Source organism: Pseudomonas mosselii (genome assembly GCF_019823065.1).
Lineage (GTDB): Bacteria > Pseudomonadota > Gammaproteobacteria > Pseudomonadales > Pseudomonadaceae > Aquipseudomonas > Aquipseudomonas mosselii.
The window spans coordinates 3872653-3897979 of the sequence record NZ_CP081966.1 but is presented as its reverse complement, the minus strand read 5'-3'; the positions used below and the strand labels follow the sequence as shown (position 1 = coordinate 3897979).

The 25327-nt window shown below is 63.1% G+C and carries 25 protein-coding genes and 1 tRNA gene; 5 read left to right on the top strand and 21 right to left on the bottom strand.

The features are described 5' to 3' along the window. Positions 1–35: 35 nt before the first annotated feature. Both K5H97_RS18070 and K5H97_RS18065 read left to right on the top strand, forming a co-directional pair. Positions 36–111, top strand: a tRNA-Gly gene (locus tag K5H97_RS18070). A gap of 228 nt (positions 112–339) precedes the next feature. Beyond that, on the top strand, positions 340–2271 hold the full coding sequence (locus tag K5H97_RS18065) for a tyrosine-type recombinase/integrase (protein ID WP_004350679.1): 1932 nt from the start codon (positions 340–342) through the stop codon (positions 2269–2271). Between the two features lie 199 nt (positions 2272–2470). On the opposite strand, the gene K5H97_RS18060 is transcribed toward K5H97_RS18065, so the two are convergent. After that, positions 2471–3127, bottom strand: coding sequence for a substrate-binding domain-containing protein (locus K5H97_RS18060; RefSeq protein ID WP_003149848.1), 657 nt, complete (start codon positions 3125–3127; stop codon positions 2471–2473). Between the two features lie 119 nt (positions 3128–3246). Between K5H97_RS18060 and K5H97_RS18055 the strand changes: the two genes are divergently transcribed. After that, entirely contained in the window at positions 3247–3540 is a 294-nt protein-coding gene (locus tag K5H97_RS18055; protein ID WP_003149846.1) for a helix-turn-helix domain-containing protein, read from the top strand. 21 nt (positions 3541–3561) lie between these two features. On the opposite strand, the gene K5H97_RS18050 is transcribed toward K5H97_RS18055, so the two are convergent. From K5H97_RS18050 to ccmA, 16 genes are all read right to left on the bottom strand, one after another. Beyond that, positions 3562–4452, bottom strand: coding sequence for a LysR family transcriptional regulator (locus K5H97_RS18050; protein WP_004350675.1), 891 nt, complete (start codon positions 4450–4452; stop codon positions 3562–3564). Between the two features lie 37 nt (positions 4453–4489). Further along, positions 4490–4813 carry a hypothetical protein gene (locus tag K5H97_RS18045; RefSeq protein ID WP_003149844.1) on the bottom strand — a complete coding sequence of 108 codons (324 nt, stop codon included), beginning with the start codon at positions 4811–4813 and terminating at the stop codon, positions 4490–4492. 31 nt (positions 4814–4844) lie between these two features. Further along, positions 4845–6221: a dihydrolipoyl dehydrogenase gene (locus tag K5H97_RS18040; RefSeq protein WP_004350672.1), complete on the bottom strand. Its 1377-nt coding sequence runs from the start codon at positions 6219–6221 to the stop codon at positions 4845–4847. Between the two features lie 42 nt (positions 6222–6263). Then, the gene (locus K5H97_RS18035) at positions 6264–7070 is read right to left on the bottom strand and encodes a sulfite exporter TauE/SafE family protein (RefSeq protein ID WP_028692523.1); all 807 of its coding nucleotides are present in this window, start codon (positions 7068–7070) and stop codon (positions 6264–6266) included. Positions 7071–7160: 90 nt separating this feature from the next. After that, a complete protein-coding gene (gene dsbG, locus K5H97_RS18030) occupies positions 7161–7934 on the bottom strand; it encodes a thiol:disulfide interchange protein DsbG (protein WP_003149839.1) in 774 nt (257 codons plus the stop codon). A gap of 2 nt (positions 7935–7936) precedes the next feature. Further along, a complete protein-coding gene (locus K5H97_RS18025) occupies positions 7937–8773 on the bottom strand; it encodes a TlpA disulfide reductase family protein (protein WP_004350666.1) in 837 nt (278 codons plus the stop codon). Further along, complete coding sequence (gene dsbD, locus K5H97_RS18020; RefSeq protein WP_004350664.1) at positions 8773–10626, bottom strand: protein-disulfide reductase DsbD; 1854 nt, start codon at positions 10624–10626, stop codon at positions 8773–8775. The genes K5H97_RS18025 and dsbD overlap by 1 nt, the downstream gene beginning before the upstream one ends. A gap of 82 nt (positions 10627–10708) precedes the next feature. Beyond that, the gene (gene ccmI / locus K5H97_RS18015) at positions 10709–11590 is read right to left on the bottom strand and encodes a c-type cytochrome biogenesis protein CcmI (protein ID WP_003149835.1); all 882 of its coding nucleotides are present in this window, start codon (positions 11588–11590) and stop codon (positions 10709–10711) included. Then, positions 11587–12042: a cytochrome c-type biogenesis protein gene (locus K5H97_RS18010; protein WP_003149833.1), complete on the bottom strand. Its 456-nt coding sequence runs from the start codon at positions 12040–12042 to the stop codon at positions 11587–11589. Before K5H97_RS18010 ends, ccmI begins: the two co-directional genes overlap by 4 nt. Continuing rightward, positions 12039–12563: a DsbE family thiol:disulfide interchange protein gene (locus K5H97_RS18005; RefSeq protein WP_003149830.1), complete on the bottom strand. Its 525-nt coding sequence runs from the start codon at positions 12561–12563 to the stop codon at positions 12039–12041. Before K5H97_RS18005 ends, K5H97_RS18010 begins: the two co-directional genes overlap by 4 nt. Then, entirely contained in the window at positions 12560–14521 is a 1962-nt protein-coding gene (locus K5H97_RS18000) for a heme lyase CcmF/NrfE family subunit (protein WP_003149828.1), read from the bottom strand. Before K5H97_RS18000 ends, K5H97_RS18005 begins: the two co-directional genes overlap by 4 nt. 3 nt (positions 14522–14524) lie before the next feature. After that, positions 14525–14971, bottom strand: a complete 447-nt coding sequence (ccmE, locus tag K5H97_RS17995; protein ID WP_003149827.1) for a cytochrome c maturation protein CcmE — start codon at positions 14969–14971, stop codon at positions 14525–14527. Further along, entirely contained in the window at positions 14955–15113 is a 159-nt protein-coding gene (gene ccmD / locus K5H97_RS17990; RefSeq protein WP_231138511.1) for a heme exporter protein CcmD, read from the bottom strand. The genes ccmE and ccmD overlap by 17 nt, the downstream gene beginning before the upstream one ends. 29 nt (positions 15114–15142) lie before the next feature. Then, positions 15143–15880 (bottom strand): heme ABC transporter permease CcmC, encoded by a 738-nt coding sequence (gene ccmC, locus K5H97_RS17985; protein ID WP_003149822.1) that lies wholly within the window; start codon positions 15878–15880, stop codon positions 15143–15145. 12 nt (positions 15881–15892) lie between these two features. Further along, positions 15893–16579 (bottom strand): heme exporter protein CcmB, encoded by a 687-nt coding sequence (ccmB, locus tag K5H97_RS17980; RefSeq protein WP_003149819.1) that lies wholly within the window; start codon positions 16577–16579, stop codon positions 15893–15895. Beyond that, entirely contained in the window at positions 16576–17187 is a 612-nt protein-coding gene (gene ccmA, locus K5H97_RS17975; protein WP_004350655.1) for a cytochrome c biogenesis heme-transporting ATPase CcmA, read from the bottom strand. The genes ccmB and ccmA overlap by 4 nt, the downstream gene beginning before the upstream one ends. 180 nt (positions 17188–17367) lie before the next feature. Here ccmA and K5H97_RS17970 point away from each other — a divergent pair, with 180 nt between their 5' ends. Both K5H97_RS17970 and K5H97_RS17965 read left to right on the top strand, forming a co-directional pair. Continuing rightward, positions 17368–18036, top strand: a complete 669-nt coding sequence (locus tag K5H97_RS17970) for a response regulator (RefSeq protein ID WP_003149815.1) — start codon at positions 17368–17370, stop codon at positions 18034–18036. Next, a complete protein-coding gene (locus K5H97_RS17965; protein WP_003149813.1) occupies positions 18033–19418 on the top strand; it encodes an ATP-binding protein in 1386 nt (461 codons plus the stop codon). The genes K5H97_RS17970 and K5H97_RS17965 overlap by 4 nt, the downstream gene beginning before the upstream one ends. Before the next feature lie 153 nt (positions 19419–19571). Here K5H97_RS17965 and lnt read toward each other — a convergent pair whose 3' ends face one another. The 4 genes from lnt to K5H97_RS17945 all read right to left on the bottom strand — a co-directional run bounded on the left by lnt (position 19572) and on the right by K5H97_RS17945 (position 25321). After that, positions 19572–21107 carry an apolipoprotein N-acyltransferase gene (gene lnt, locus K5H97_RS17960; protein ID WP_023120491.1) on the bottom strand — a complete coding sequence of 512 codons (1536 nt, stop codon included), beginning with the start codon at positions 21105–21107 and terminating at the stop codon, positions 19572–19574. An 87-nt stretch (positions 21108–21194) separates the two neighbouring features. Next, positions 21195–23453: a heavy metal translocating P-type ATPase gene (locus K5H97_RS17955; RefSeq protein ID WP_011517003.1), complete on the bottom strand. Its 2259-nt coding sequence runs from the start codon at positions 23451–23453 to the stop codon at positions 21195–21197. After that, complete coding sequence (locus K5H97_RS17950) at positions 23434–24531, bottom strand: c-type cytochrome (protein WP_004350647.1); 1098 nt, start codon at positions 24529–24531, stop codon at positions 23434–23436. The genes K5H97_RS17955 and K5H97_RS17950 overlap by 20 nt, the downstream gene beginning before the upstream one ends. Then, a complete protein-coding gene (locus K5H97_RS17945) occupies positions 24515–25321 on the bottom strand; it encodes a c-type cytochrome (RefSeq protein ID WP_023120493.1) in 807 nt (268 codons plus the stop codon). Before K5H97_RS17945 ends, K5H97_RS17950 begins: the two co-directional genes overlap by 17 nt. Between the last annotated feature and the right edge of the window lie 6 nt (positions 25322–25327).

The window sequence follows — 25327 nt, the reverse complement described above, 5'->3', positions numbered from 1 at the left end:
GTTCTGGAAATCGCTAGAATGGCACCCATCACGACGCGGGAATAGCTCAGTTGGTAGAGCACGACCTTGCCAAGGTCGGGGTCGCGAGTTCGAGTCTCGTTTCCCGCTCCAAGTTTTGATCTACAGACTTCCACTGACGTCTGTAAGTCATTGAAATTAGGGGCTTCGGCCCCTTTTTTCATTCCAGCCAAAGCCACGGAAATCCACCGACAGCCAGCGTTTTTGAGGCCAAAATTGAGGCCAGAGAATGCGGGTGGTGCCGGTTCCGGGTTGTTGCTGGGGTTGGATCGGGATGACCAGCAGCATTGAGCCTAAGTCTCACGACTTAGGAGTTTGATGATGGCACTCTCTGATCTGACCGTGCGGCAAGCCAAGGCCGCCAAGAAAACCTACAGCATCCCCGATACCGATGGCCTCGGCCTGGTGGTCGCCCCCACCGGCGGCAAATCGTGGCACCTGCGCTACTACTGGCTCGGCAAGCAAAAACGCATATCCCTGGGCAACTATCCCGAGATCGGCCTGCGCGAAGCCCGCACCTTGCGCGACGAAGCCAGGGCGCTCCTGGCCCAAGGCATCAACCCCCACACCGACCGCAAGCAGAAACGGCATGCGGTCAAGCTGGCCTCGGACTACACATTCAAGGCAGTCTTCGATGCTTGGGTCGAGCACCGCGCCAAGGAACTCAAGGAAGGCCGGAACAGCACACTGTCGCAGATCAAGCGGATCTTCGAGAAAGACGTGCTGCCCAGCCTCAAGCAGATGTCGATCTATGACATTCGCAGGCCGCAACTCCTGGGCGTCCTGGCGCGGATCGAGAAGCGCGAGGCCTTCACCACTGCCGAAAAGGTCCGGACCTGGCTGGGGCAGCTATTCCGCTATGCGCTCGTCATCGTCGAGGGCATGGAGGCCAATCCGGCCACGGACCTGGACGTAGTGGCCGAGCCCAAGCCCGCGGTGACCCATAACCCCTACCTGCACCTGCCCGAGCTTCCCGAGTTCCTCCAGAAGCTCAGGCTCTACAACCCGCGCGGCTGGCAAACCCAGCTCGGTATCCGCCTGCTGTTCTTGACCGGCGTGCGCACCGGCGAACTGCGGCTGGCGACCCCGGATCAGTTCGACCTCGACCGTGGGCTTTGGATCATCCCCCCGCAGATCGTCAAGCAGCTTCAGGACGAGATGCGCAAAGCGGGGAAGCGGCCGCAGGACGTACCGCCCTACATCGTGCCGCTGTCCCTTCAGGCCATCGAGATCGTGCGCTACCTCCTGGGGGTGATGCGGCCCGCCCAGCGCCACCTGCTGACGCACCGCAGCGAACTCAAGAAGCGCATCAGCGAGAACACGCTCAACGCCGCCTTGAAGCGGATGGGCTACGAGGACAAACTGACCGGCCACGGTATTCGTGGAACCATCTCGACGGCACTCAACGAGATCGGCTATCCCAAGATTTGGGTGGACGCGCAGCTTTCGCATTCCGACCCAAACAAGGTGAGTTCGGCCTACAACCACGCCAAGTACGTGGAACCGCGCCGCCGGATGATGCAGGACTGGGCCGACCGCCTCGACTTGCTCGAACAGGGCCAAGTCGAAGCGGCCAGCGCGCACCTCACTATCCACATCGAGGGCGTACCGGCCATGGCGGAGGAGGACAAGCCCGACGCCATCGTTGCAGCTTCCTCTGCGCCTCCCGTTCCGCCGGTGGTGGCCACCCCCATCGTCGTGACGCCGAACGAAGGGGGCATCACCTTCCAACGGTTGTCGCAGGTGCCGCCATCCCCGACTCATGCGCCAGAACCCGAGGTGTCGGCCATCCAGCGCGAGCGCGAGGAAATGCTGGCCATCTACGAATCGCCGAGCAGTCTGCCGGTGCCCCTGTTCGGCAAGTTGGCTGGAAAGTCCAAGGACCAGATCAACCGCGAGTTGAAGGCGGGCAAGCTGCTCTCCATCAGCCTGGGCAACCGGGGGCAGCGAGTTCCCGATTGGCAACTGGTGCCGCTCAAACACAAGCTGGCCCAGGTGCTCATGCGCCAGTACCCCCAGGCGGATTCATGGGAGCTTTACCGCATGCTGACCCAGCCACATCCCGACCTGGGTGACCGCGCGGCCATCGACATCGTGACGCCAAGCAATCTGGGCATGGTGGTACAGATCATCGCAGGCAGCGAGCCACATGCGAATGCTCCCGAGGTCGTACCGCCGCGGCCTATCTCCGAAGAGGTGCGCCAGAGTGTTCGCCGGCTGATGGAGAGCGCTGTCGCCTTGGACGGCGCATAGGGTTACAGCCCTCGCGGGGGCCTTACGGCCCCCGCGCTACATCTGCACCGCCTGCATGAGTTCGCTCAGCACGCTGTGCGGGAGCGAAGGACACGGCGCCGGTATGCGCCGTCGAGAAATCGAGCAGACGATCATGCATGTCCAGCAGATCGCCGGACGCCTGGCGTCTGCACATCAGGGAACGCTCAGCGCGGGCGCGCTATCGGGTATTCGATTGGACTGCACTATCCTTGGCTACCTGCATCGCTCTGCGCTCGAACCGCTCAGAAACCGCGTTAGTTCGTCCTTTGAGGCGCTGCAGATGAGTCACGACCTCGTAGGGCCCCTCGGCCAGCGGCCGGGCGGTGATCCCCCATGCATCAGCGCGCTCGATGCGCGATTGCGCGGTGATCCCGACACCATAGCCAGCGCCGACCCATAGCGCCAACATGTCGAACGAGGTCACATGCTGGACGCTCTGCCGGCTTAAAGACGGGAGGGATGACAGCCGCTGATCCAGTAGTGAGCAGCTTTCTGCCGGCCAGCGAAACACGGGGTAGTCCAAAAGTTCGGCGATCGTAAGCTTTGTCTGGGCGAGCAAGGGGGACCACAATGGCATGGCAACAGCGATGTTCTCGATCCACAAGGGTTGGCTTTTCAGAGACGGAGCGCTTACGGCCCGAAGCGACATTCCTGCGTCGTAACGACCTTCATCAATGCCCGTCACCAGGTCGTCACTTGATGTCTCAAAGAACGCGATAGTGATTTCCGGCTCTTCCGCGCGTTGCAGGGCGAGAAGCGAGGAGAAGCATGAGGATGGCACCCCAGGTGCTATCGCAAGCCTGAGATGGGGAAACTGGCTGGTGGCATCATGCATGCGAGCCCCCAAAAAGTGTTCTGGCCGAGTAGGTGAACTTGCATCGTGGTCAAGAGTGAAGTTTAACGCCGTTATCTTTAACGTGGTTAATTTTGGCAGATTGTTTGACGCTTCTGCTAATGCAGAAATCAACCATTCAGCCAGGCCGTCCTTCTGGCACAACAACGTATGAATCCGCAGCGGCGACAGCTTTCGGACAGGCCGTGCGCGCTGCGCGCGTCGCACAAGGAGTCGCGCAAGACGAGTTCGCATCTCGGGCAGGCATTTCGCGCTCGCACATGGGCAAGATCGAGCGTGGAGAGCACGTGCCCACGCTGCCCCTCATACTGAAAATTTCAGTAGCACTTGGGATAAGCGCGGCTGAATTGATGGCGGCCACCGAGCGCAATCTTCGTGCCGAAACCGATCTTTGAGGGTGTCTGCCAGCGGGGCCTTCAGCCGCTCGCAGAGTCACGTAGGCGAACGATGAACCGCTCCAGCGAAGCCGACAAATCACTGCTGTCGGCCCGCAGCAAGTAAGTCGTGATGACGGCTGAATCGATGGCCAGGGGACGGATCACCACGTCCGGGCGTTGGCAAACCGGAATCTTGCTCGCCGCGAGAAAGCCGATACCGTAACCAGCACCGACCAAGGTGAGCATCATGTCCAGCGAGGACACCTCCTCGACGACGTTCAACTTGTGCTCAAGCACCTGCAGCAGTCGTGTCAGTTCCCGGCAGTAGCCCTCGCACGCATGGGGATCGCACAAGACCAGTGGATGGATCCCGACTTCTTGGAGCGGGACCTTTTTGTGGGCGAGCAGTGCGTGCCGTGCCGGCACGGCAATGACCAATGGATCTCGCCAGATGGGCTCAGCCCGTATGTCGTCGCCGACGTCGGCCGTATGCGCGAATCCGATCATGAAATCCCCGGACCGCAGGCCGCGCAACTGCTCGGCCAGCGGAACCTCGGACAGCCGTATCTCGATCTCCGGCTCCTCCGCGCGGCACCGGGCCAGAAATGCCGACAGGCGAGCATCGATTGCCCCGTCGGAAATCGCGATGCGCAGACTGCCTCGCAAACCTGCTGCCACGGCCTGGGCGTTTTCGCGTGCCTGTTCGAGCACGGTGAACAATCTGCGGATATCTTGAAGAAAGACAACACCCGCCGACGTCAGCACGGTTCCACGGCGGTTCCGGTCGAACAGCACGACCCCTAGCTCGTCCTCCAGTTCTTTGATGGCACGGGACAAGGGGGGCTGTTCGATGTGCAGGCGCTCGGCGGCGCGCGTGAAATGCAACTCTTCAGCCAGGGCCATGAAATAGCGCAGATGTCGTAATTCCATGGTCTCAGCCCCCCCATGCCGAACCGGCAGTCGCGTGCTACGCCCGTATGTAGATCCATCCCGCTTGCTGCATGCGCGCCATCTCGATAACAGCAGGCCCGTCCAGTACTTCGAGCGGCTCTCTGTTGTCCCTGCCGATCCGCGAAAGTGTGTTCGGGCATACCCAGGTGAGCGCGTCGAGGTCGGAAGGTGCCGTGTCCAGGGCGGCGGCGACGGCTTGCGCGTTCGCAACGATGCGCACATCGGCATCGGGCGCCGCGCGCTTGAGATTGGTTGCATTGCTTCGCGCACGCTCAAAGGCTTCTGCCGTCGGTGCGTGGAGGATCACTTTCAATGTGGGGCGCTGGGTGTCTTGGGTCATGGTCGGTCGGTGGTGCAGTCAGAAGGGTTGTTCACGGGCGCATCTGCTGGGATGCGGATTTCAAGGCGCTTTGCAGCATCTCCTCGATGGAGGGGTGGTAGTACGGCATGGCCAGCAGATCGTTGACGGTCTGCTTCGCCTGGATCGCCCAAGCGATCAGGTGCGCCAGGTGCTCGCCTTGCGTCAGGAGCATGCTGGCACCGAGCAAGGCGCCTGAGCCGGGGTCGGCATAGATGTGCAGCAGGTTTTCCGGAGCACCAAGAATCTTGGAGCGCCCGTTGCCGCTGCCTTCCGCGGTGCCGACGACCGCGCCTTCCTGCACCGCCGCCTCGTAGGTCATGCCGACTGCGCACGCATCCGGGTCGGTGAACAGGATCGTGATCGGCACGCGCCGGGATGCGCCCGGCCAACTTTCGCCGCGCAAGCTCGCCAGTGCGGCTTGCGCTGCCATCTGACCCTCGTCCGCGGCCTCGTGCATCAGAGGGCGATCCGGCTGCACATCGCCTGCGAAGAAAATCGGCACCTGGGACGGCCCGCAGGCCTGCATGGTCGCGGGGTCGATGCTCGGTCGGCCAGCCTGATCCAAGGAGATGCCGGCCGCGGCGAGATCGAGCGCCTCGGTATTGGGTTGTCGTCCCGTCACGACGAGAAGCCGATCCACGAGCGCGTCGCGCTCGCCGGCGCGCATGCGCACCTGGTCGCCTTCAAGGCTGACTTCGACGGCGGCGCCCAACCACATCGGCAACTCGGTCTCGAACCTGGCGATCGCCCGCTCCAGGACATCGGGGTCCTGGATGCCGCCGATGGCGTCTTTCTGGTCTGCCGCGACCACCTGCACATCCAAGCGAGACAGGGCCAGGCCGAGTTCCAGCCCGATGGCGCCCAGTCCCAGGATTCCCATCCGTGCGGGCAGGACGCCCAGGTCGAACAGGGTATCGGTGGTCAGGATGCGGGAGGCAACGCCGTCGAGCGCTTTGGGGACCACCGGGCGAGAGCCCGTCGCCACGATGAAGGCGCTGGCCTCGATCCGTTGTTCACCTGCCTGCAAGATGCCCGGCGCGACGAAGCGCGCTTCGGCCATGATCAGGCTCTCGCCAGCCGCCTTGCGCGTGCGCTCCGCGGCGGCGCCGGCCAGCGCATCCCTGGTCTGGCGGGCGTGGGACCATAAGGCCTGCGGCCCTTGGGTCGATGGCGTGGCGCTCGCTGCCAGTGCCTTGGCGACCTTCCAGTGCATGCCGGCATGCAGGGCCGCCTTCGAGGGCATGCATCCGACGCGCGCGCAGGTCGTCCCCAATGGCCCCCGATCGATCAGAACCACCTGTTTGCCTGTCGCTTTCAGCGCATGGAATGCGGTGCTGCCAGCGGTTCCCGCGCCAATGATGGCGACATCTACTTTCCTTGTCTGCATTGAATTTTCCCGTCCACAATCAATTAATCGAACATCGGACCTCTAGCCAACATTGCGCATGAGCATGAGGGCCGCCACGGCCACGCAGGTGATCGAAAACACCCGCTGGAGCATCTTTGAGGGAATCCTGCGTGCCAGAACACGGCCGAGCGACATGCCCACGAGCGCCGTGAGAACGAATGTCCAGGCGGGCGCGGTGAGCGTCATGCCATGACTCCACGCGATGAACACGGTTACAGCGGACAGCAGCGCGATCACCATGAGCGAGGTCGCGACGATGCTGTGCATGCGCAGCTCGCTGAAATGCGCCAGAGCCGGGACGATGATGAATCCGCCGCCCACCCCCAACATGCCCGTGGCCAAACCGGAGACGATGCCGATGCTCCCCAGCGTGGTCGCTGTTCGCACGTTCCAGACGAAGCGGCCGGTGTCCTTGGAGATCTTGCAGACCCGGGCTGGCTCGTCAGCCAGATCGTCCTGCGTCTGGCTGCCGCGAGATGACATGAACATCCGGTAGGCCACCACGAGCATGATGGCGACGAAGATCAGGTTCAGCCATCGAGGCGAAAGCCAGTGGGCAAACTGCACGCCCAGCGAAGCCGTCACGGCGCCGGCAGCCGCCAACATCATCGCTGCCTTGTACCGAACTACCCCCTGGCGCAAGCCCTGCAAAGCGCCCAGGGTCGCCGCTGCTCCCACGGCGAGCAGCGCCACGGGCGCGGCCTGACGGATGTCCATGCCCAGGCCGAACACCAGCGCCGGCACCGCGAAGATGCCGCCGCCGGCGCCAGTCAATCCCAGCACGGCTCCGATGATGAGGCCCAGCACTCCACCCGTCAGCGAGAGCATAGTGAATGATCCTTTGTGCAATTTCCGTTGAGCAGCCTGAGATGCGGGCTGAGAGAAGCGGCCATCAGGTTCGGCGCCTGGGCGGCTGGTTCAGCGCGGCCCCAGCACTTCACCCAATTGCGCCCCTCGCGGCATGCCGTTGTACTTCTTGAGGATCCCATTGGGGCCGCGTACAACGATGCCGGGCGTCCCCCGGAAGCCGGTGCTCGCCATGAGTGCCAGGTTGTCATCGAGGATCTTGCGCACATCGGCAGGCACGCTCTTGGCTGGCGTAATCCCGCCCTGGCCAAACTGCCGCTCGTTCGTCAACAACGCCGCACTCCGGTCAGGCGCGCCAAGAATGGCCGCGGCTTTGGCCGGGCTGTCATCCTTGATGATGCCTACCAGAATGTGCCGCAACTGGACCTTGCCGGAATCCACCCAGGGGCGTGCAGCTTCCCAGAAGGCGTTGCAATAGGGGCAGTTGGCATCGCTGAAGGTGTAGATGACGCGCGGCGCATCTGCCTTGCCGTCCAGCACCCAGGTGGACGACTGCAGCTGCGACCATTCCTTGTCGCTGACCGGCTTGGCGGCCAGCTTTTCCAGGTCCGCTTCGTCCATTGGCTCGCCCTTGGCGTTCAGGCGAGTTCCCACGATGGCATTGCCATCGCTCGTGATGTACACGGCAATGGGCCGGTCACCCGCGACGGCAGCGAAGGCGCGCAGACCGCCGCCGACCTTGAATTCCTGCGTGACGGTCAGGCCCTGACCTTCCAGCGCCTTGAGGACGGCCGGCTTGTCAGCCGTCTCTGCCTTGCTGCAGCCGGTGACCACCATGAAGCTGGCGGCCAGCAGGAACGAAATGTGCGAGCGTTGTGCAAACATGGTTACTCCTTGTCTGTCTTGATCTGTTGGGCTGGCGCGAATCGGCGCGACACCGTGTGTTTGAGGCTGGCCATCGTGAGTTCGCCCAGATGGGTATCCACCAGGCGTCCTTGCTCATCGAAGAACAAGGTGGTGGGCAGGCCTCGCGATGCGACGGCCTGCATGGTCTGGGAAGCGGGGTCGAGCAGCACATCCTTGAGATGCAGGCGTTCGCTCTCAAGAAAGGCGCGGGCTTGCTGGGCGCTCTCTCCCTGGTTGACCATGACAAAAGCGATATCGGGATACTGCGCTTGTGCCTGCTCGAACACCGGCATCTCGCGACGGCATGGTGGACACCACGACGCCCAGAGGTTGAGCACGACGGGCCGCCCAGCATAGGAATTCAGGACGACTGGCTGTTCATCGAGCGTTGCGAGCGTCAACGCTGGCAACGGCGGTGCCGAGCGCTGCAGCAGAGCCAGTACGCCCCCGGTAGCAAACCAGGCTGCGAGTCCGACCGCAACTCCCGCCAATACAGGCCGGCGCAATGCCCGAACCGCACGGGTGCGCCACCAGATGAGCGCCAGCGCTGCCAGGACACCGACCCACCACGAAAAGCCTTGGTCGCCAATGGAAATCATGGACATCGGCGACTGCGCGTACTCTTCCCACCATTGCGCGATGTAGCCGAGGCGAGCCGCCACAAACCCCACAAAAGCGGCGTCCAGCAACATTCCGCCGGCCGCCTTGTACGGAGAGTCGGGCAACCGCTTGGCAACCATGCGCGCCACCGCCCAGGCCAGCAGGACGGCCAGGAAGACGGCAACGACTTGGACGGAGAACGGACCTACGCTGATCATCAGGAACCTGCCTTGTCCAAGCGCACCAGGAAGGCGCGGGCATCGATCTCACCGACGACGCGCAGGTCCCGGCGTTCCGTACCGTCCGGGCCAACCAGAATGAGCGTGGGCGGCCCCATGACACCCCAATGCTTGAGCAAGGCCTGATCGGTCGCATCATTGCGCGTCACATCTGGTCGCACGACCTGCATCCGGGCCAGGCGGGACGCGACGGCGGGGTCGCCGAATACGTTGCGTTCGATCACATGGCAACTGACGCACCAGTCGGCGTAGAAGTCGATCAGGGTCCATTGGCCGCGCGAAGCGGCCTGTGCCAAATGCGCATCCACGTCCTCGACCGATTTCGCCTGCAGGTAAGCGACGCCGCCCGCCGCCGGTGCTGGCGAAGTCGAACCACCGCGCAGGTGGGCCAGCGGCTGCAATGCCGATTCGCCGCCAGAGGCCGCGCCGACCAGCATCAGGATGGACCACAAGCCGGCGAAGACGGCGCCGGACCGCAGCGACCATGCCAGCCGATGCTTCGCTGCCACGGCCTGGCCCCACGCGATCAGGCCAATCGCCACCGACAAGACCCATGCGCCCCACAGAACCAGGCTGACCGTGCCGGGCAGGAAGCGCGTCAGCATCATCACGGCCATGCCCACCATGACGTAGCCGAATGCCACGCGCACGCGGTCCATCCACGCGCCAGGCCGTGGCAGGACCCGGGCACCGAACACGGCGATGGCCAGCAGGGGCAGTCCCATGCCCAAACCCAGCGCGAACAAGGCCATGCCACCGTAGACCGCGCTGCCGGTCTGCCCGATGTACAGCAATGCGCCTGCCAATGGAGCGGTCATGCAAGGCCCGACCAGAAGCGCCGAGAGGAAGCCCAGCGCCGCCGCGCCGGAGATGCTCCCGCCCGAGCGATCTCTACCGGCGGATTCGACCCGATTGATCAGCGCCGAGGGCATCTGCAGCTCGAACAGGCCGAACAGTGAACTCGCCAGGACCAGGAACAAGGCTGCAAACGCTCCGAGCAGCCAAGGCGATTGCAGTGTGGCTTGCAGGTTGGCCCCGGCCAAGCCAGCGGCCACGCCCACCGCGGCGTAGGTGCCCGCCATCGCCAGGACATAGGACAGAGAGAGGAAGAAAGCCCGCCGCGGCTTGGCCTGGCTGCCGACGACCATGGTGGAGACGATGGGGATCATCGGGAGCGAGCATGGTGTGAAAGCGAGCAGCAAGCCGAAGCCAAAAAACAGCAGTGTTCCCCACACGGGGCCCAATGCTGCTAGGCGCTGCGCTGCCGCTTGATCCTCTGCCACCTCGGTAGCTCCGCCCAAGCTGACTGTGTTGGTGGAGGTCAAAGCCGAACTCCGCTGTACGGAGTCATTGCCGGTCGGGGATGTGCCGGCCACCACTGCCGGCAATGCCACATTCATGGTCTGCGGCGGATAGCAGATACCTGCCTCCGCGCACCCTTGCCAATGCAGTGTCAGCGGGCCGGGGGCGGTGGCGGGAAAGCGCAGATTGAGGGCATCGCCCGTATAGATTTCCGTATCGCCAAAGAATTCGTCGTGTTTGGCTGTTCCTGCCGGAAGCGTCAGGCTGACTTCATGGCCCTGCGCATCGACCAACTTGATGGCATGGCGATAAACGTAGTAGCCATCGGCAACGTGTCCAGCGGCCGAGAACGAATCGCCCTGCTGCTGCACAGCGTCCAGCTTGAGAACTTCGGCAACGTCCAGAAATTGCCGCTCGCTGCGGCCCCAGGAGGGAAAAAGGCCGTCCGCCCACGCACTGCCGACCGCACAACCACACAGGAGAAAGATCGCTACGATGCGCCGATAAAAAGCCAAATCCGAGTCCTCCAAGCAAAGCTGCCTGGATCATGCGATGACCCGATTAAGCGAAACTAAAGGTCCCCCCAATGGCCCGTGGGGGACGGGGATGCCATCAAGGCTTTGCGCTTGGCTCTGGTGATCGACCATGGGCGAGTTCCGCCTGCTCCGTCCGGGCCCGTTCAATCCCGGCCGCGACGACTTTCGCCGCCTCGGAATCGGGGGGCATCATCCCGAGCAGCTTCTCCCAGTGCGCGATGGCCGTTTGATAGTCCCGGCGCTGCACCGCAGCAGCGCCGGCCAGAGTCAGAGGCAGGGCTGCATTGGGATCGAGCGACAAGGCGCGCTCAAGCAGACGAGTGGGCTCTCCCTCAAAACCGGAGCCACGGATTCTGGACAGCGACTCCGCGTACTCCGCCAACGCCTGTGGATCGTTCTGGACCAGCTCATTGGCGTGGGTGAAGGCATTGACGGCTTGCTCATGATCGCCGAAGTAACGGTAGGAACGCGCCAGCATGAGCCAGCCTCCAGGATCATCGGGGTGCTGGGCCAGCCGTGCCTGAAGAGAGGCCACCATTGCTTGCACATCGGTTTGCGTCGTCATGCTCGCGCTGCGAACCTGTGACGGGTCCGTGGCGGCCGGATTTCCCAGGTACGAATAGGTGAGCGCTGTCGCGATCGGCAGCAGAATGGCGACAGTGATCGCTGCCCGCTTGCTTCCAGCAGGCGGCCCCAATTTCAACGGAGGAGCAGCAGTTTCATTCAGCGCTCGCCGCTGAAGATCAGATCTTGCATCGGCCAATTCATTGGCCGACAACGTGCCATTGATGTGGTCTCTCTCCAACTCCGCCCATTGATCGCGCAGTACCGCGACGTTCACGCTTTCAGGGGCAACTTGGTCGCTCGCACCATGTCCCCCTCGCCAGAGAACGAAAGAAAGCCATATCGAGACGCCTCCCACGAGCACCGACGCCAGAGTCAGGAAAACGATGCTCATGTTTCGTCCAGTACATTGTGTGGCGGAGCCAGCAGCGCGTCCGCGTGTCTGCGCTCCTCTTCATTGAGTGCAGCATGCTTCGGCTTGCGGTTTCGGCTGCGCAGATTCATGACCAAGACCACAATGCCCAAGGCAAGCACCACGAACGGGCCAAACCAAAGCAACATCGTTGTCGGCTTCAAGGGCGGGCGATAGAGCACGAAATCGCCGTATCGCTCGACCATATAAGTCCGGATGTCGTCATCGCTCTTGCCGGCACGGATCTGCTCGCGGATCTGTTGGCGCAAGTCAGCGGCAAGATCGGCCTGCGAAGCTGCAATCGATTCATTCTGGCAAACCAGGCAACGTAACTCGGATGCAATGCCCAGCATTCGGTCCTCGGCCGCTTGGTCGCTGGCCCAGACCGGAGCCGTGAACAGAAAGAAAAACAATGCCACCCGCCAGAGAATCATTTCTCAAGCTCCCGCACCAGCGGCAGCAGCTCGCCGCGCATTTCCCCCGCGTCAATCGCCCCGGTGTGCTTGTAGCGAATGATGCCTGCCTTATCGATCACATAGGTTTCCGGCACGCCGTACACCCCGAAGTCGATGCCGACCGCCCCATGCGCATCGGAGACCGTCGTTTCAAAGGCATTGCCATTGCGCCGTAGCCAGGCGATGGCGTTCTGGGGCGTGTCCTTGTAGTTCATGCCGACCACCGAAACAGCATGCCTGCTGGCCAATTCGGTGATGACAGGATGCTCCTCAAGACAGGGCGCGCACCAGGAAGCCCACACGTTCAGTACCCAAACTTTCCCGATCATGCTCTCGGATGAGAAGGTCAGGTCCGGAGCTTGCAGTTGCGGAAGGCTGAAGCGCGGCGCGGGCTTGTTGATCAAGGGCGATGGCACCTCGCTGGGCTTGAGCGTCAGGCCCACTGCGAGGAACGACACCAAGACAAGGAATCCGAGCAGCGGCCATAGGAAACGGTTCATGATGCGGCCTCGGGCAATGGCGGAGCGACGTGTTGACGGCGAGGCTTCAGACGGTATCGACGATCGCTGATGGCCAAGCCACCGCCAAGCGCCATCAGGATGCAGCCGATCCAGATCCAGTCAACGAATGGCTTGTGGTAGACACGAACGCTCCAAACACCGTCGCCGAGCGGTTCGCCGAGCGCCGCGTAGACGTGGCGCAGTCCGTTTGCATCGATCGCCACCTCGGTCATCGGCATCTGCGAGGCCGGGTAATTGCGCTTTTCCGGATGCAGCCGACGCAAGACCTTGCCGTCGCGCGACAGTTCGATATCGCCTATCTGCGCCACGTAGTTGGGCCCCCGCGTGCTTCTGACGCCGATCAAAGTGAGGTCGTAGCCGCCGATGCTGACGGACTCGCCCTGGGCCAATCGAACGTCTCGCTCGGTCTCATACCCACTGACGATGGTCACGCCAGTCACGAATACCGCGATGCCCAGATGCGCCATATGCATCCCAAGCCAACTGCGTGGCTGGGCACGCAACCCGCCGCGGGTGGCGCGCATTCGGCCGAAGATGCCCGTCACCACCGACACCGCAATCCACGTGGCGAGCATCAAGCCCAACGCCGCAGAAGCTGACCAGTGCCCCAGCACGAACGGGGCGGTCAGGCCCACCAGGGGTGCAGCAATCATCGGCACGCGCAACTGCCTGAAGATGGCACCGAACTGGGCGGCCTTCCAATTGGCGGCGGGTCCTACCGCAATCAGAAGCAACGCGGGGATCATCAATGGCACGAACACCGCATTGAAGTATGGCGGCCCCACGGAGAGCTTGCCCAGGCCCAGCGCATCGACGAGCAGTGGGTACAGCGTACCGAGCGCGACAGCGCCGGCAGTGACGACCAACAGCACATTGTTGACCAGCAGCAAGGACTCCCTGGAGACCATGTCGAACCGTCCTCCCATGCCGACCTTAGGGGCTCGCCATGCGAACAAAGCGAGCGACGTGCCCACAATGACCGTCAGCAGAATCAGAATGAATAACCCGCGTCGCGGATCGGTGGCAAATGCATGCACAGAAGTCAGTACGCCCGAGCGCACCAGAAAGGCACCCAAAAGCGAGCAAGAAAATGCGCCGATCGAGAGCAGCACCGTCCAGTTCTTGAAACTGGCCCGCTTTTCCGTCACCGCCAAAGAGTGGATCAAGGCGGTGCCCACCAGCCAGGGGATGAACGACGAGTTCTCGACCGGGTCCCAAAACCACCAGCCCCCCCAGCCCAACTCGTAGTAGGCCCACCAACTCCCCAAGGCGATTCCGACCGTCAGATTTGCCCAGGCTGCGGTGGCCCAGGGACGAGACCAGCGTGCCCACGTCGAGTCCAGTTGTCCGGCAAGCAATGCAGCAATCGCGAATGCGAAGGCCACCGAAAATCCGACGTACCCCATGTAAAGCAGCGGTGGATGAAAGATCAAGCCGATATCCTGCAGGAGCGGATTCAGATCCCATCCATCTTGCGGTACCGGGAAAAGTCGCTCGAAGGGATTGGAGGTCAACAGGACGAACAGCAGGAAGCCGGCCGTCACCAGGCCGAGCACGCCCAGAACGCGCGCCACCATGGCATCCGGAAGCTGTTTCGACAACCGGCTGACCGCATAGGCCCAGCCGGTCTGCATCAGCAGCCAGAGCAGGAGCGAACCCTCATGTCCGCCCCAGACCGCGGCCATTCTGTAGCCCAGCGGGAGCTGAGAATTGGAGTTTTGAGCGACGTAGGCGACCGAGTAGTCCTTCGCGACAAAGGCCCAGGTGAGCGCGGCAAAACCGACCATCACCAACAGGAATTGAGCGCGTGCAGCGGGGCGGGCGAACGCGATCCAGGTGAGGTTGGCTCGCGCCGCGCCGGCCAGGGCAAGAACACCTTGAGCGAGTGCCACGAACAAGGCAGCGATGAGGGCGAGGTGGCCGATTTCTGGAATCATGGGTCAAGGCTTCCTTGAAGCCGGCTTCTTCTGGACTTCGTCCAGCGCATGCTGGGCCTCGGGCGGCATGTAGTTCTCGTCGTGCTTGGCCAGCACCTCCTCGGCGCGAAAGAGGCCGGCACTGTCCAGCCGTCCTTGAACAACCACCCCTTTTCCTTCACTGAACAGGTCAGGCAAGATGCCCGAATACGTGACCGGGATTGCTTTGACCGTATCGGTGATGACGAACTGCACGGCAAGCTCACCACGCTGGCGCTTCAGACTACCTCGTTCCACCATGCCGCCGACTCGAAAGGTGCGCTCCAGTGGTGCCTCCCCGGCACTGACCTGCGAGGGCGTGAAGAAGAACACAAGGTTGCTCTGAAAGGCATTGAGCACCAGCGCGGTGGCGATGCCGAGGGCGGATAGCCCGGCGACGATGAGTGCGATGCGTCTATTTCGTGGCTTCACGCCGCGCCTCCTTGCCCAGCAATTCCGACTGGATGCGCCATAGCGCTGCTCGGCGCCGGCGCCGGAGCATTCGGCATTCAGTCCAGAGCAACACCACCGTCGTCAGGACGGATCCCCAAACGTACACGCCATATCCGCCCATCGCCAGGAACTCACCCACACTGGCCCAGTTCATCGCTTCACCTCCTCGATGTCCTGCAGCCAGCCGGCGTGATGTTCGCGTTCCAGGATGATGCAGCGCACACGCGCCAGCGCCGCCGCAGCCGTGTAAGCCCAGGCCGCAAGAACCATGATCAGCATGCCCAACAACATGACCGTCGCCATGGAGGGCGAACGAGTCAGCGATACCGAGGCGCCCTGGTGCAAGGTGTTCCACCACTGCACGGAGAAATAGATCACAGGGATGTTCACCACGCCGACCAGTGCCAGCACGGCGCCTGCCCGGTCGGCACGGCGACGATCTTCGATCGCCGACTGGAGTGCGATGAAACCGATGTACAGAAACAGCAGGACTAGTTCAGAGGTCAGCCGCGCATCCCAGACCCACCAGGTTCCCCACATCGGCTTTCCCCACAAGGCGCCGGTCCACAGAGAAAGGAAGGTGAACAGTGCACCCGTGGGGGCCAGCGCCGAGGCCATCATTGCCGACAGGCGGCTGTTGAACACCAGGCCAATGCCGGCCCAGAACGCCATCGCCAGATAGATGACCATGGACATCCATGAAACCGGCACGTGCAGGAAGATGATGCGATACCCCTCTCCCTGCTGGGCGTCGGTGGGTGCCAAGAAGAACCCCACATAGACGCCCGCGAGCGACAGCGCCGCGGCGGTCACGCCGAGCCAAGGGACGAGCTTCCCCGCGAGTGGGTAGAACGCCTTGGGAGATGAAAACTTGAACCAGTTGACCATACGCTTCGCTCCTCAGTACTCCAGTGCGATGCGCAGCGATGCACTCGCTGCGAATGGCGTGAAGAACGCCGCCAAGACGAACACGGCGGCGAGCAAAGAGAGGTTGGCCGACGCTCCCTGACCGATGATCGACGCATCGACCGCGCCGGCACCGAAGATCAGCACCGGGATGTAGAGCGGCAGCACCAGCACAGCAACGAGGACACCCCCTGCGCGTACGCCCAGCGTCAGCCCCGCGCCGACGGCGCCGATGAGGCTGAGCACCGGCGTACCGATAACGAGCGATGCGGTCAAAATCCAGAGGGACAAGGCAGGCAGGTCGAACTGCAATGCCAGCGCGGGCGCAAGCAAGGCCAAGGGCAAACCGGACAACAGCCAATGCGCCGCGATCTTGCCGACGACCAACATGGCCAACGGCGCTGGCGACAGCATCATCTGCTCCAGCGTGCCATCGGCGTGATCCTGCTCGAACAGGCGATTGAGCGAAAGCATGCTGGCCAGCAACGCCGATACCCACAGGACGCCCGGAGCGATCCGTCGGAGCATTTCGCGCTCGGGGCCGATACCCAATGGAAACAGACTGACGACCACGACAAAGAAGCAAAGAGGTATCAGCGCGTCTGACCTTCGGAGCAAGGCGAGCTTCAAGTCCCGGCGCATCACGACAAATACCGGATTGGCAACGAGGGGCCGGCTCATGCCCCCATCCGGACGGTCTGAGAAGTTTTCAAGGCCAGCTCCTGGTGACTCGTCAGAACGACCATGCCGCCGCGTGACTGGTGCCGATGGATCAGTTCACCAAGCCATCGCGCACCGAATTGGTCCAGCGCTGTGGAGGGCTCATCGAGAATCCACAACTTCCTCCTGTAGAGGAGCAATCGAGCCAGGCTTGCACGACGCTTTTGGCCTTGTGACAACATCCGGAACGGCAAGTGCCTGTGCTCGGCCAAGCCAACTTCGTCCAACGCTGATTCCACGCATTCCGTGGTGACCGGCTCACCAGCGATGGCGGCCGCGGCAAGCAGGTTGTCCAAGGCATTCAGGTCTTCTTTGAGTCCAATGCCATGGCCGTTGTAAACCAGTTCGCGTTGGTATTCACTCCACTGGTTGCGCAGCGGCTTTCCTTTCCACAAGACTCTGCCAGCAGCAGGCGTAGCGAACCCTGCAAGCGTTCGCAATAGCGTGGTCTTCCCGCTGCCGTTCTCGCCGTGCACCGACAGGCACTCGCCCGGCACGATCCGGAAAGTCAAATGGTCAAACAGGCGGCGCTCCCCGCGAACGCCCGCGAGATCGAGAGCTTCAAGCATGGGCCGGGTCATAGTTCATGCACATGGGCATCCCTGGAAGGTGCGCCCTCAAGGGGCAATCTTCAAAATCATGTCTTCTCCCGATTAACTGAGAATTAGCGGGAACTTGCGTCCTACCTTGCTGTCATTTCTGGCCTAACATGAGCGTGTCAAACAAGCAAATTCAGGTTGGTAGGCGCCATGCGAATACTGTTGGTGGAAGACGACAAACTGATCGGACGGGGGATCGTGGCCGGTCTGCACAAGCACGGCATCGCGGTGCATCACGTCGGCACCGCAGAAGAAGCCGAAGCCACGCATGCGGAAGACACCTTCCATGCCCTGGTGCTCGATCTCGGGCTGCCTGACCGGGACGGCATGGAGTTGCTGGCCAGCATGCGGGCCGTCGAACCTCAATTGCCCGTCCTGATCCTCACGGCGCGGGACGCCATCGAACACAGGCTCAAAGGGCTGCATGAAGGTGCCGACGACTACATGATCAAACCGTTCGACCTGCGTGAACTCGCAGCCCGGTTGCATGCGCTGGTCAGACGCACGCAAGGCCGTGCGGCCCAGGTCATCTCGGCCGGTCCCCTGCGGCTGGAGCCGGAGAGCGGGCTGGCCTGGTTCCAGGGCGAGCCCGTCTCCTTGTCGCGCCGCGAGGTCGATCTGCTGGCCCATCTCGCCAACGCCGATGGCCGGTGGGTCCCGCCCGACATGCTCAACGAGCGCTTGTACGGCCTCGGGGAAGAGATCGGCAGCAACGCGCTGAATGTGCATATCCACAACATCCGCCGCAAGCTCGGCGCCGAAGCCATCGAGACGGTCCGTGGGCTCGGCTATCGGCTGGGCTGGAGGCTTGCATCATGAGCCTGCGGCTGCGCGCCGTTCTGATCGCCGGCATTTCGCTGTTGGTTCTGTGGGGCGCTGCCGCCGGCTGGATGATGCGCGGCGTTCATTCCAATCTCGACCGGACCCTCGACGGTCGTCTTGCCATGTCGGCACGCATGGTGTCGGGGCTTCTTGAACGCGCCGCGCTGGCTCCGAATGCAGCGTCCAACGACTTCACCGAGGCGGTGCGCGTCAGCGGCAAGGAGGGCATCGCATGCGAAATCCGGTCTTTGCAGGGAGAGATCCTGGCACGAACGACCACCGGACCTCACTCGGAGTTCGAGTCACTGCCGGCCGGCTTCAGCACGCGGGACGTTTTGGGACATCAGTGGAGGGTCTACGTTCTTCGTGCCAATGGCTACCAGATCACGACGGCGGATCGCGTGGATCAGCGGGATATGCTGATCAACGAATTGCTAAGCGTGGCTGGCGTGCCCTTCTTGATTGCCTTCCTGGGCGGCCTGGCTGCCCTTTGGATCGGCATCGGACGGGGGCTCGCCCCCCTGGAGGCTCTGTCGCAGCAATTGCGCGACAAACACGCGGACGACACGTCCCCGATCGCCGTCAACCATTCACCCTCGGAACTGCGCCCGGTTCTGGACGCAATGAATGGGCTTCTCAAGCGCCTGGCACGGACACTCGCCAGCCAACGGGCATTCACCGACGCCGCGGCGCACGAGCTGCGCACGCCGTTGACCGTGATCGATACGCACCTGCAGGTGGCCCGGATCAGTGAAGGCGACGAGGTGGCGTCCTCTCTTTCCAGTGCAGAGGAAGGCGTGAAGCGGCTGAGGCGCACCTTGGACCAGATGATGATACTGGCCCGCGCCGAGACGTCTGCCGACAAGGCGGATGGTTGCACTTCGGTGGTCGCTTCCGTCGGCGGCGTGCTGGAACAGTGGAAGGCCGCAGAAAAAGAGCGCTTGTCGTTGAACGTCAGCGGCGAGGACATCGGAACCCCGGTGCCCAAGTCGATGCTGGAAACGGCGGTTCGCAATCTGGTTGACAACGCGATGCGCTATTCGCCGCGAGATACGGCCATCGAGGTGGGCGTGTTCCTGGATCCGAATGCACAGCAGTGTGTGATTAGCGTGTCGGACCGTGGCCCCGGGCTGACTGCCGAGCAGGCATGCCAAATTGGCCAACGTTTCTGGCGCGGTGATCAGGGCCGAAAGAGCAAGGACGGGGCGGGCCTGGGCATTTCGATCGTTCGGGCCATTGCAGAGAGATTTGGTGGGGCCCTGAATCTCGAACCCCGGGAAGGCGGAGGCCTGGTTGCGAAATTTCTCGTGCCCACCGACCCCGCACCCAAAAAAGGTCAAGCTAGGCCTGCAGGGCGTGGCTTGGATTCAAAACCGTAGGTTCGGACCCTGCCAGGGATAGCGCGGTCACAGCCAATGGACGCAGGCGTGCTGATGTGGTTCGCCTTCGTTCGATCCAGCGCCTGACTTCGGAGTAGGCATCCGCCAGGGATCAGGCGCATGGCGGTGCTCGTGCGGCTGCCGCTCTTGCGACTACCGTGGGGTCGGGCGCCGTACGAGAGCAGCCAATACTATCCCTACCAGCAACAGGACCGGCTGGTCGCCATAGCGAACATACGGCGTCAGGCCGCTCATGCCTTGTACGGTCGCGGACAACACGCCCGGCCGATGTGGCGGCAGAGCGGCAACGACCCGTCCTTTCGGATCGATCGAGGCCGTGATGCCTGTATTCGTGGAGGTCACCATAGGCCGAGCGGTCTCGATGCTGCGCAACCGCCCGATCTGCAGATGCTGGCGAAGCGCCCAGGTCTGGCCGAACCAAGCGAGGTTGCTCAAGTTCACGAGCACGCTCGCGCCGGGTCCTGCGCCTGGGGTCGGCAGGAGCGACGGGAGCAGCTCGGAACCGAAAACATCCTCGTAGCAAATGTTGAACGCCAAATGCTGATCATTCACCGAGAATGGTCTCTGGACCGGGGCTCCACGATCGAAGTCACCCAGCGGCATTTTCAGCATCCGCGTGAACCACTCGAACCCAGCCGGTACATATTCGCCCCAGGGCACGAGGTGGTGCTTGTCGTAGCGTAGCGGCACGGAGGCGTCGACAAGCTGCTGCAACGGCGTGCCGGAGTCGAAGCCGATGGCGCTGTTGGTGTAGCGCGAACTGCCGTCGGCCGCCATGCTGTGCAAAGGGACGCCCATCGCGATCGTGCTGCGCTGGTTCGCCGCTACGTCGAGCCAGGTTTTCCAAATCATCGGGTCGAGCTGGTCTTGGAATACGGGCACGACGGTCTCTGGCAAGACGATCAGGTCCGGATGCGGCTCTCCGGGGCCCGGTGGCTGTGCGGCCAGCCGCAAGTGACTGGCGATGCCGTCTTCAAGCAGGGTCGGGTCGAACTTCTGCGATTGATCGATGTTTCCCTGCACTAGCCTCAGATGCAGCGGCTCGCCTTCGGCCGTCGACCAATCGAGGCGAGTAAGTGTCCATCCCGTGGCGATCAGGATCAGCACCGTCGCCAGCAAAGACACGTTCGAGCGCATGGAAGCCGCGGCCGGACGCGACAGGAACGCCACGGTCCCCGAGGCGCACGCCGCGAGCAGCGCGACGCCATGCACGCCCAGCAACGGCGCCCAGCCGACCAAGGGGCTGTCCACATGGGCGTAGCCAATGTTCAGCCACGGAAAGCCCGAGAACAGCACGCCGCGCAGCCATTCCGAGGCGGCCCAGACAGCTGACCAGACCAGCACTTGTGACAGCGCTGCTCCCCGCCGAGTGCGAGACTGCAGCCACTTGCTGATCGCGCAGGCAAGAGCGGGAAACAGCGCGAGAAAGGCAGACAGCGCCACGACGCTCGCACCGGCCAGTGGCGCGGACAAACCACCGTAGTCATGGATGCTGATGAACAGCCAGTACAAGCCGACCGCAAAATTGACGAAGCCGAACGCCCATCCGCGAAGGAATGCCTGCCGGCCGCGCTCGGCGGCAAAGCTGGCGCGTGCCAGCACCGCCAGCGCGAGGATTTGAACGATGGGCAGCGACCACTGGGGCAACGGATCCGGGGCGAACGTCAACGCATGTGCGCTACCGGCAAACGCCAAGGTCGCGGCATTTCGCCACCGCGCAAGCCTGCTCACAGCCTGAGCATTCCAGTGCTCCTTTCAGGACGCAGCCGGCTTGGCCTGCATCGACTTGTCACAGACGACGCGGCCCTGCAGCAGCCTGCAGGTGTTCAGGAGCACCGACGCGCTGCTGGCCAGCATGGCGAGCGCGGCGGCAAAGGGCGTCACGCCTGCTTCGAACAGCACGACAATCACGGCGAGGTTGTACACGACGGAAAATGCGAGATTCTGCCGGACGATGCGATCAAACTTGCGAGCCAACTCACGGGTCTCGACGACAGCGCCCACGCTGCCGTGCGCGATCACCACCCCGGCTGCGGAAACAGCCACGGAACTCGATCCTGGGATGGCGATTCCGCAGGCTGCCTGGGCCAGGACCAGGCCATCGTTGGCGCCGTCGCCCACGAATGCGACAGGCGCTGGGCTCTTTGCCACGATGTCGGCTTTTTCTTCCGGAGAGCAATCGGCCTCGACCCGGTCGAAGTCTATGCCCAGGTCAGCCGTCAGGCGTTCGGACGCTGCGCTGGAATCCCCGGTCAGCAACCAGAGTTTCAATCCCTGCGCACGTAACCGCTGCAGTGACGAACGGGCGTCGTCGCGAGGGGCATCCTGCAGACGCAAGGAGCCGAGCCAATCCCGGCCATTGGCTACGTGTACCAGCCCTGGCAGGCCATCTTCCGGCGGCATGCCCTCGACTCCCGCGGCGAGCAGCCAATGCCTTTCACCCACCCACACGGTCTCGCCGCCGGGGACATGCATCGTCACGCCTTTCGCGCACGCCGTCACCTGGCATCCGTCGGGCTCGCACGCGCTGCTCATTCCAGACTGCCGGGCCGCGAGGACCACCGCGTGTGCAATGGGGTGCGCGACGCCGGCCTCGGCCCTTGCCGCAAGGTCGATGAGGTCCTGTTCGGCCCCCCCGTGCCGCGTCTGGATGCTGACGATACGCATCTGACCGCACGTCAATGTGCCGGTCTTGTCGAACGCCATGATCCTTGCCCTGGCGAGCGCTTCGACGCTCGCGGAGTCTCTCAGGAGGACGCCGCGCCGCGCGGCCTCGCGGCAGGTAAAGGCGTAGGCCAGCGGCATCGCCAGACCGACCGCGCAAGGGCAGGCTGCGACCAGAAGGCTCAGCGCACCGAGCAACGCCTGGTCTGCGCTTGAGCCGTTCCACAGGTAATGGACGAAGGCGAGCAGAGATGCCGTCACCACGACCGGGAGCAGTATCCGGACGAAGCGCTCGGCCGTCTCGGACAACGACGAACGAGCGCCAAACAGCTCAAGCATGCGCAGGCCGAGCACGTCCAATCGTCGGTCCCCCGCACCGGCGGTCACGTGGACCGTCAGAGGTCCGCGCAGGTTCACGGACCCGGCGAAGACCCGTTCGCCAGGCTGAACGCTGCGAGGCGCGGACTCGCCTTGCAGCAGCGAGAGATCGACGGCCGACTGTCCCGCTACGACGATGCCATCGACCGCGATGCGCTCGTTGGCGCGTATCAAAACGGTATCACCGGGCGCGAGCTCTGCCAGCAGGACGGTGCTCTCGGCCTTTTCGCCGCCGGCAGAAGTCAGCTTCGTCGCGGTTTCCGGCGCAAGGCTGCGCAATGCTTGTACGGCAAGTCCGCTCTCCTGCCGGGCATGGATTTCGATCAATCTTCCGATCAGCAGAAAAGTGATCAACATGGTGGCGGCGTCGGTGTAAATCGCCACGGACCCCATGGCCAGGGACCCGACCGACACAAAGAGGGAGCCAAGGACAGCAACAGAGGCAAAGACGTCCATCCCTGCGATCCCGGCGCGCAGCGAACGGGCGGCGGCGCGGTAGAAATCCCACGCCGAATATCCGACGACGGGAAGGCTTGCTACGACGCTGGCCCAGGCGATGACGAGCGCCGCCGCCTCGTCGGCGTTCAGGTAAAGCACCCATGAGCCCAGCATGCTCCACATCCCGAAGACGACCGCGACGGTCAACTGCAAGCGGATCTTCCTGGCCTGCCGCTGCAGGGCCGCTTCCAGCTCGTCGCTGCCTTTCAACGGGGACAGTGCGTAGCCCAGACCCTCGGCCTTTCGCAGCAGCAAGGGGAAGTCGATCGACTCCGGGACCCAGGTCACCAGCGCCGAACCGGAGGTGAAATTCACCGTCGCCGAGACCACGCCGGGCACACGCTGCAGGACGCGCTGCAAGGCCATCGCACAGCTCACGCACCAAAGCCCGTCTACGAAAAACACCATCCGGCCCGCCACACGGGCCTGCTCATAGTCGAAATCCCCACCGGAACTACGGTCCGCTCTTGGCATCCGTTCCAACCCCAAGCAGTTTTCCGCCCACGACCTTCCCGTAGTAGCTTTGCTCACCTTCGTGGTATTTCTCCAGCGCCTCAGCCACGGTTCCGGTCTGGCGTGTGTCCTTGGGGCGTTCGTGGCTGTTGATGAATGCCGCCACGTCCCAGGCCTCCTGTTCTGTCAGACTGTATGGCTTTCCAAGCGGCATGTTCGCCCAGATAAAGCCCGCTGCAGTATCGATGCGGGCCATGCCGGCGCCCCAGTTGTACGACTCGGGTCCCCAAAGCGGGGGAAATCTCATCTTGCCGTTTTCCTCCCGCGTGCCCTGTCCATCAGGACCATGGCACAGTGCGCAATTTTGTTGATAGACCGCCAGACCTCGGCCCACGTCGTAGTCGTCCTTTGGTTTCGGCACCTTGGGATAGAGCGCTCCGCGCGGCTTGTTGCCGGCGGGCAGCCCATCGGCCATCCAGGCCATATAGGTCATGAGATCGCGGTACACATCGCTGCCAGCGGGCGGCGGTTTCCCGGAGGACGACGCCTGGGCGTTCATCGAATAGGTGAAACAGCCCATGATCCGGTCTTCGAGCGTGCTGATGGTCCCGGTCTTGCTGCGAAAAGCGGGGTAGGACGCATAGGCCGCCCACATCGGTGCGGCATTCTCTCGCCGTCCCGAGTCGAGGTGGCAGTTCGCGCAGGCCAGCGAATTGCCCACGTGGTCTTTGACCATGGCGCCAGTGTCGGTGAAGATTTTCATTCCTCGCCGGATGGCATCGCCATAGGGTCCTTTCGGAATGTCATCCTCCGCAGGCGGGAGGTAGTAGCCGTCCGCACCGACGGGCATACCGGGCGGAGACGCCTTGGCGTCTTTTGCGTAGGCCTTGCGAGCAGCTTCCATATCTGCTCTCGAATAGGGCGCGGCCGAAGGAATCGTGACCGTTTTGCCGCTGATCGCGCTGTACAGATACCCCATCACGCCGCTCTCGTAGACGCCGTAACCTGCCGAAAACAGCAGGAGACCCAGCGCCGCAGCATAACCGGCACGCCGGAGTGTCCCCGTGTGCGCAGAGCGGCGATCACCGTTGTTCGTCATGATTGCCTCCTTTGCTGCCCGGACGCAAAGATCCGAAATACTGAGCCACATCGCGCATGTCTTGGTCCGACATGCGCGACGCGATGTCATCCATCAAGGATTGCGGCGAATTGTGGCGATGGCCGCCTTTCCATGAGACCAACTGGTGGAAGATGTACTCGGGCTGCTGACCCGCCAGCGCAGGGAAATGGCCGCCGACACCCTCACCCTGCTGGCCATGACAGGTCACGCACGCCGGGATATCCTTTTTCCAGTCGCCCGTTCGGCTCAGTGCCTCTCCACGCGCCGCGTCTCCGCCCAGATCGACGGGCGGCCCGGCAACGTGCGGCAGCGCAGCGTAATAGGCCGAGACTTGCCCGATCTCCTCGGCGCTCATTGCACTGGCCACGTACCGCATGGACTCGTTGGGGCGGCTTCCGGTAGCGAAGTCGTGGAGTTGCTTCGCGATGTAGGCTTCGGACAGGCCGGCCAGCGCGGGCGTCAGCCCCGCGCCAGCACCGTGGTCGCCGTGACATGACGCGCAGGCCCAGACGATGTCGTTGCCCTGAAAGACGAGCACCGGCGCGTCATCGGGAACTGCGGGCGCCTGCTGCTTCGGCGCAACGGTCCCGCCAATCGCCGCCCCGCGATTCGGCGCCAGGTCGGCGATGTAGCTCAAAGCGCCCCAGATCGCCAGCGCCAGGAAGATGGCCAGCACAAACAAGGGAATGGGACGCGATTGCTCCCAGGGGTCGAATGTCGGGTCTACGTCTTGAACACGACGCCCCTTGCCGCTCAGCTCGGATTTCATCTCGCC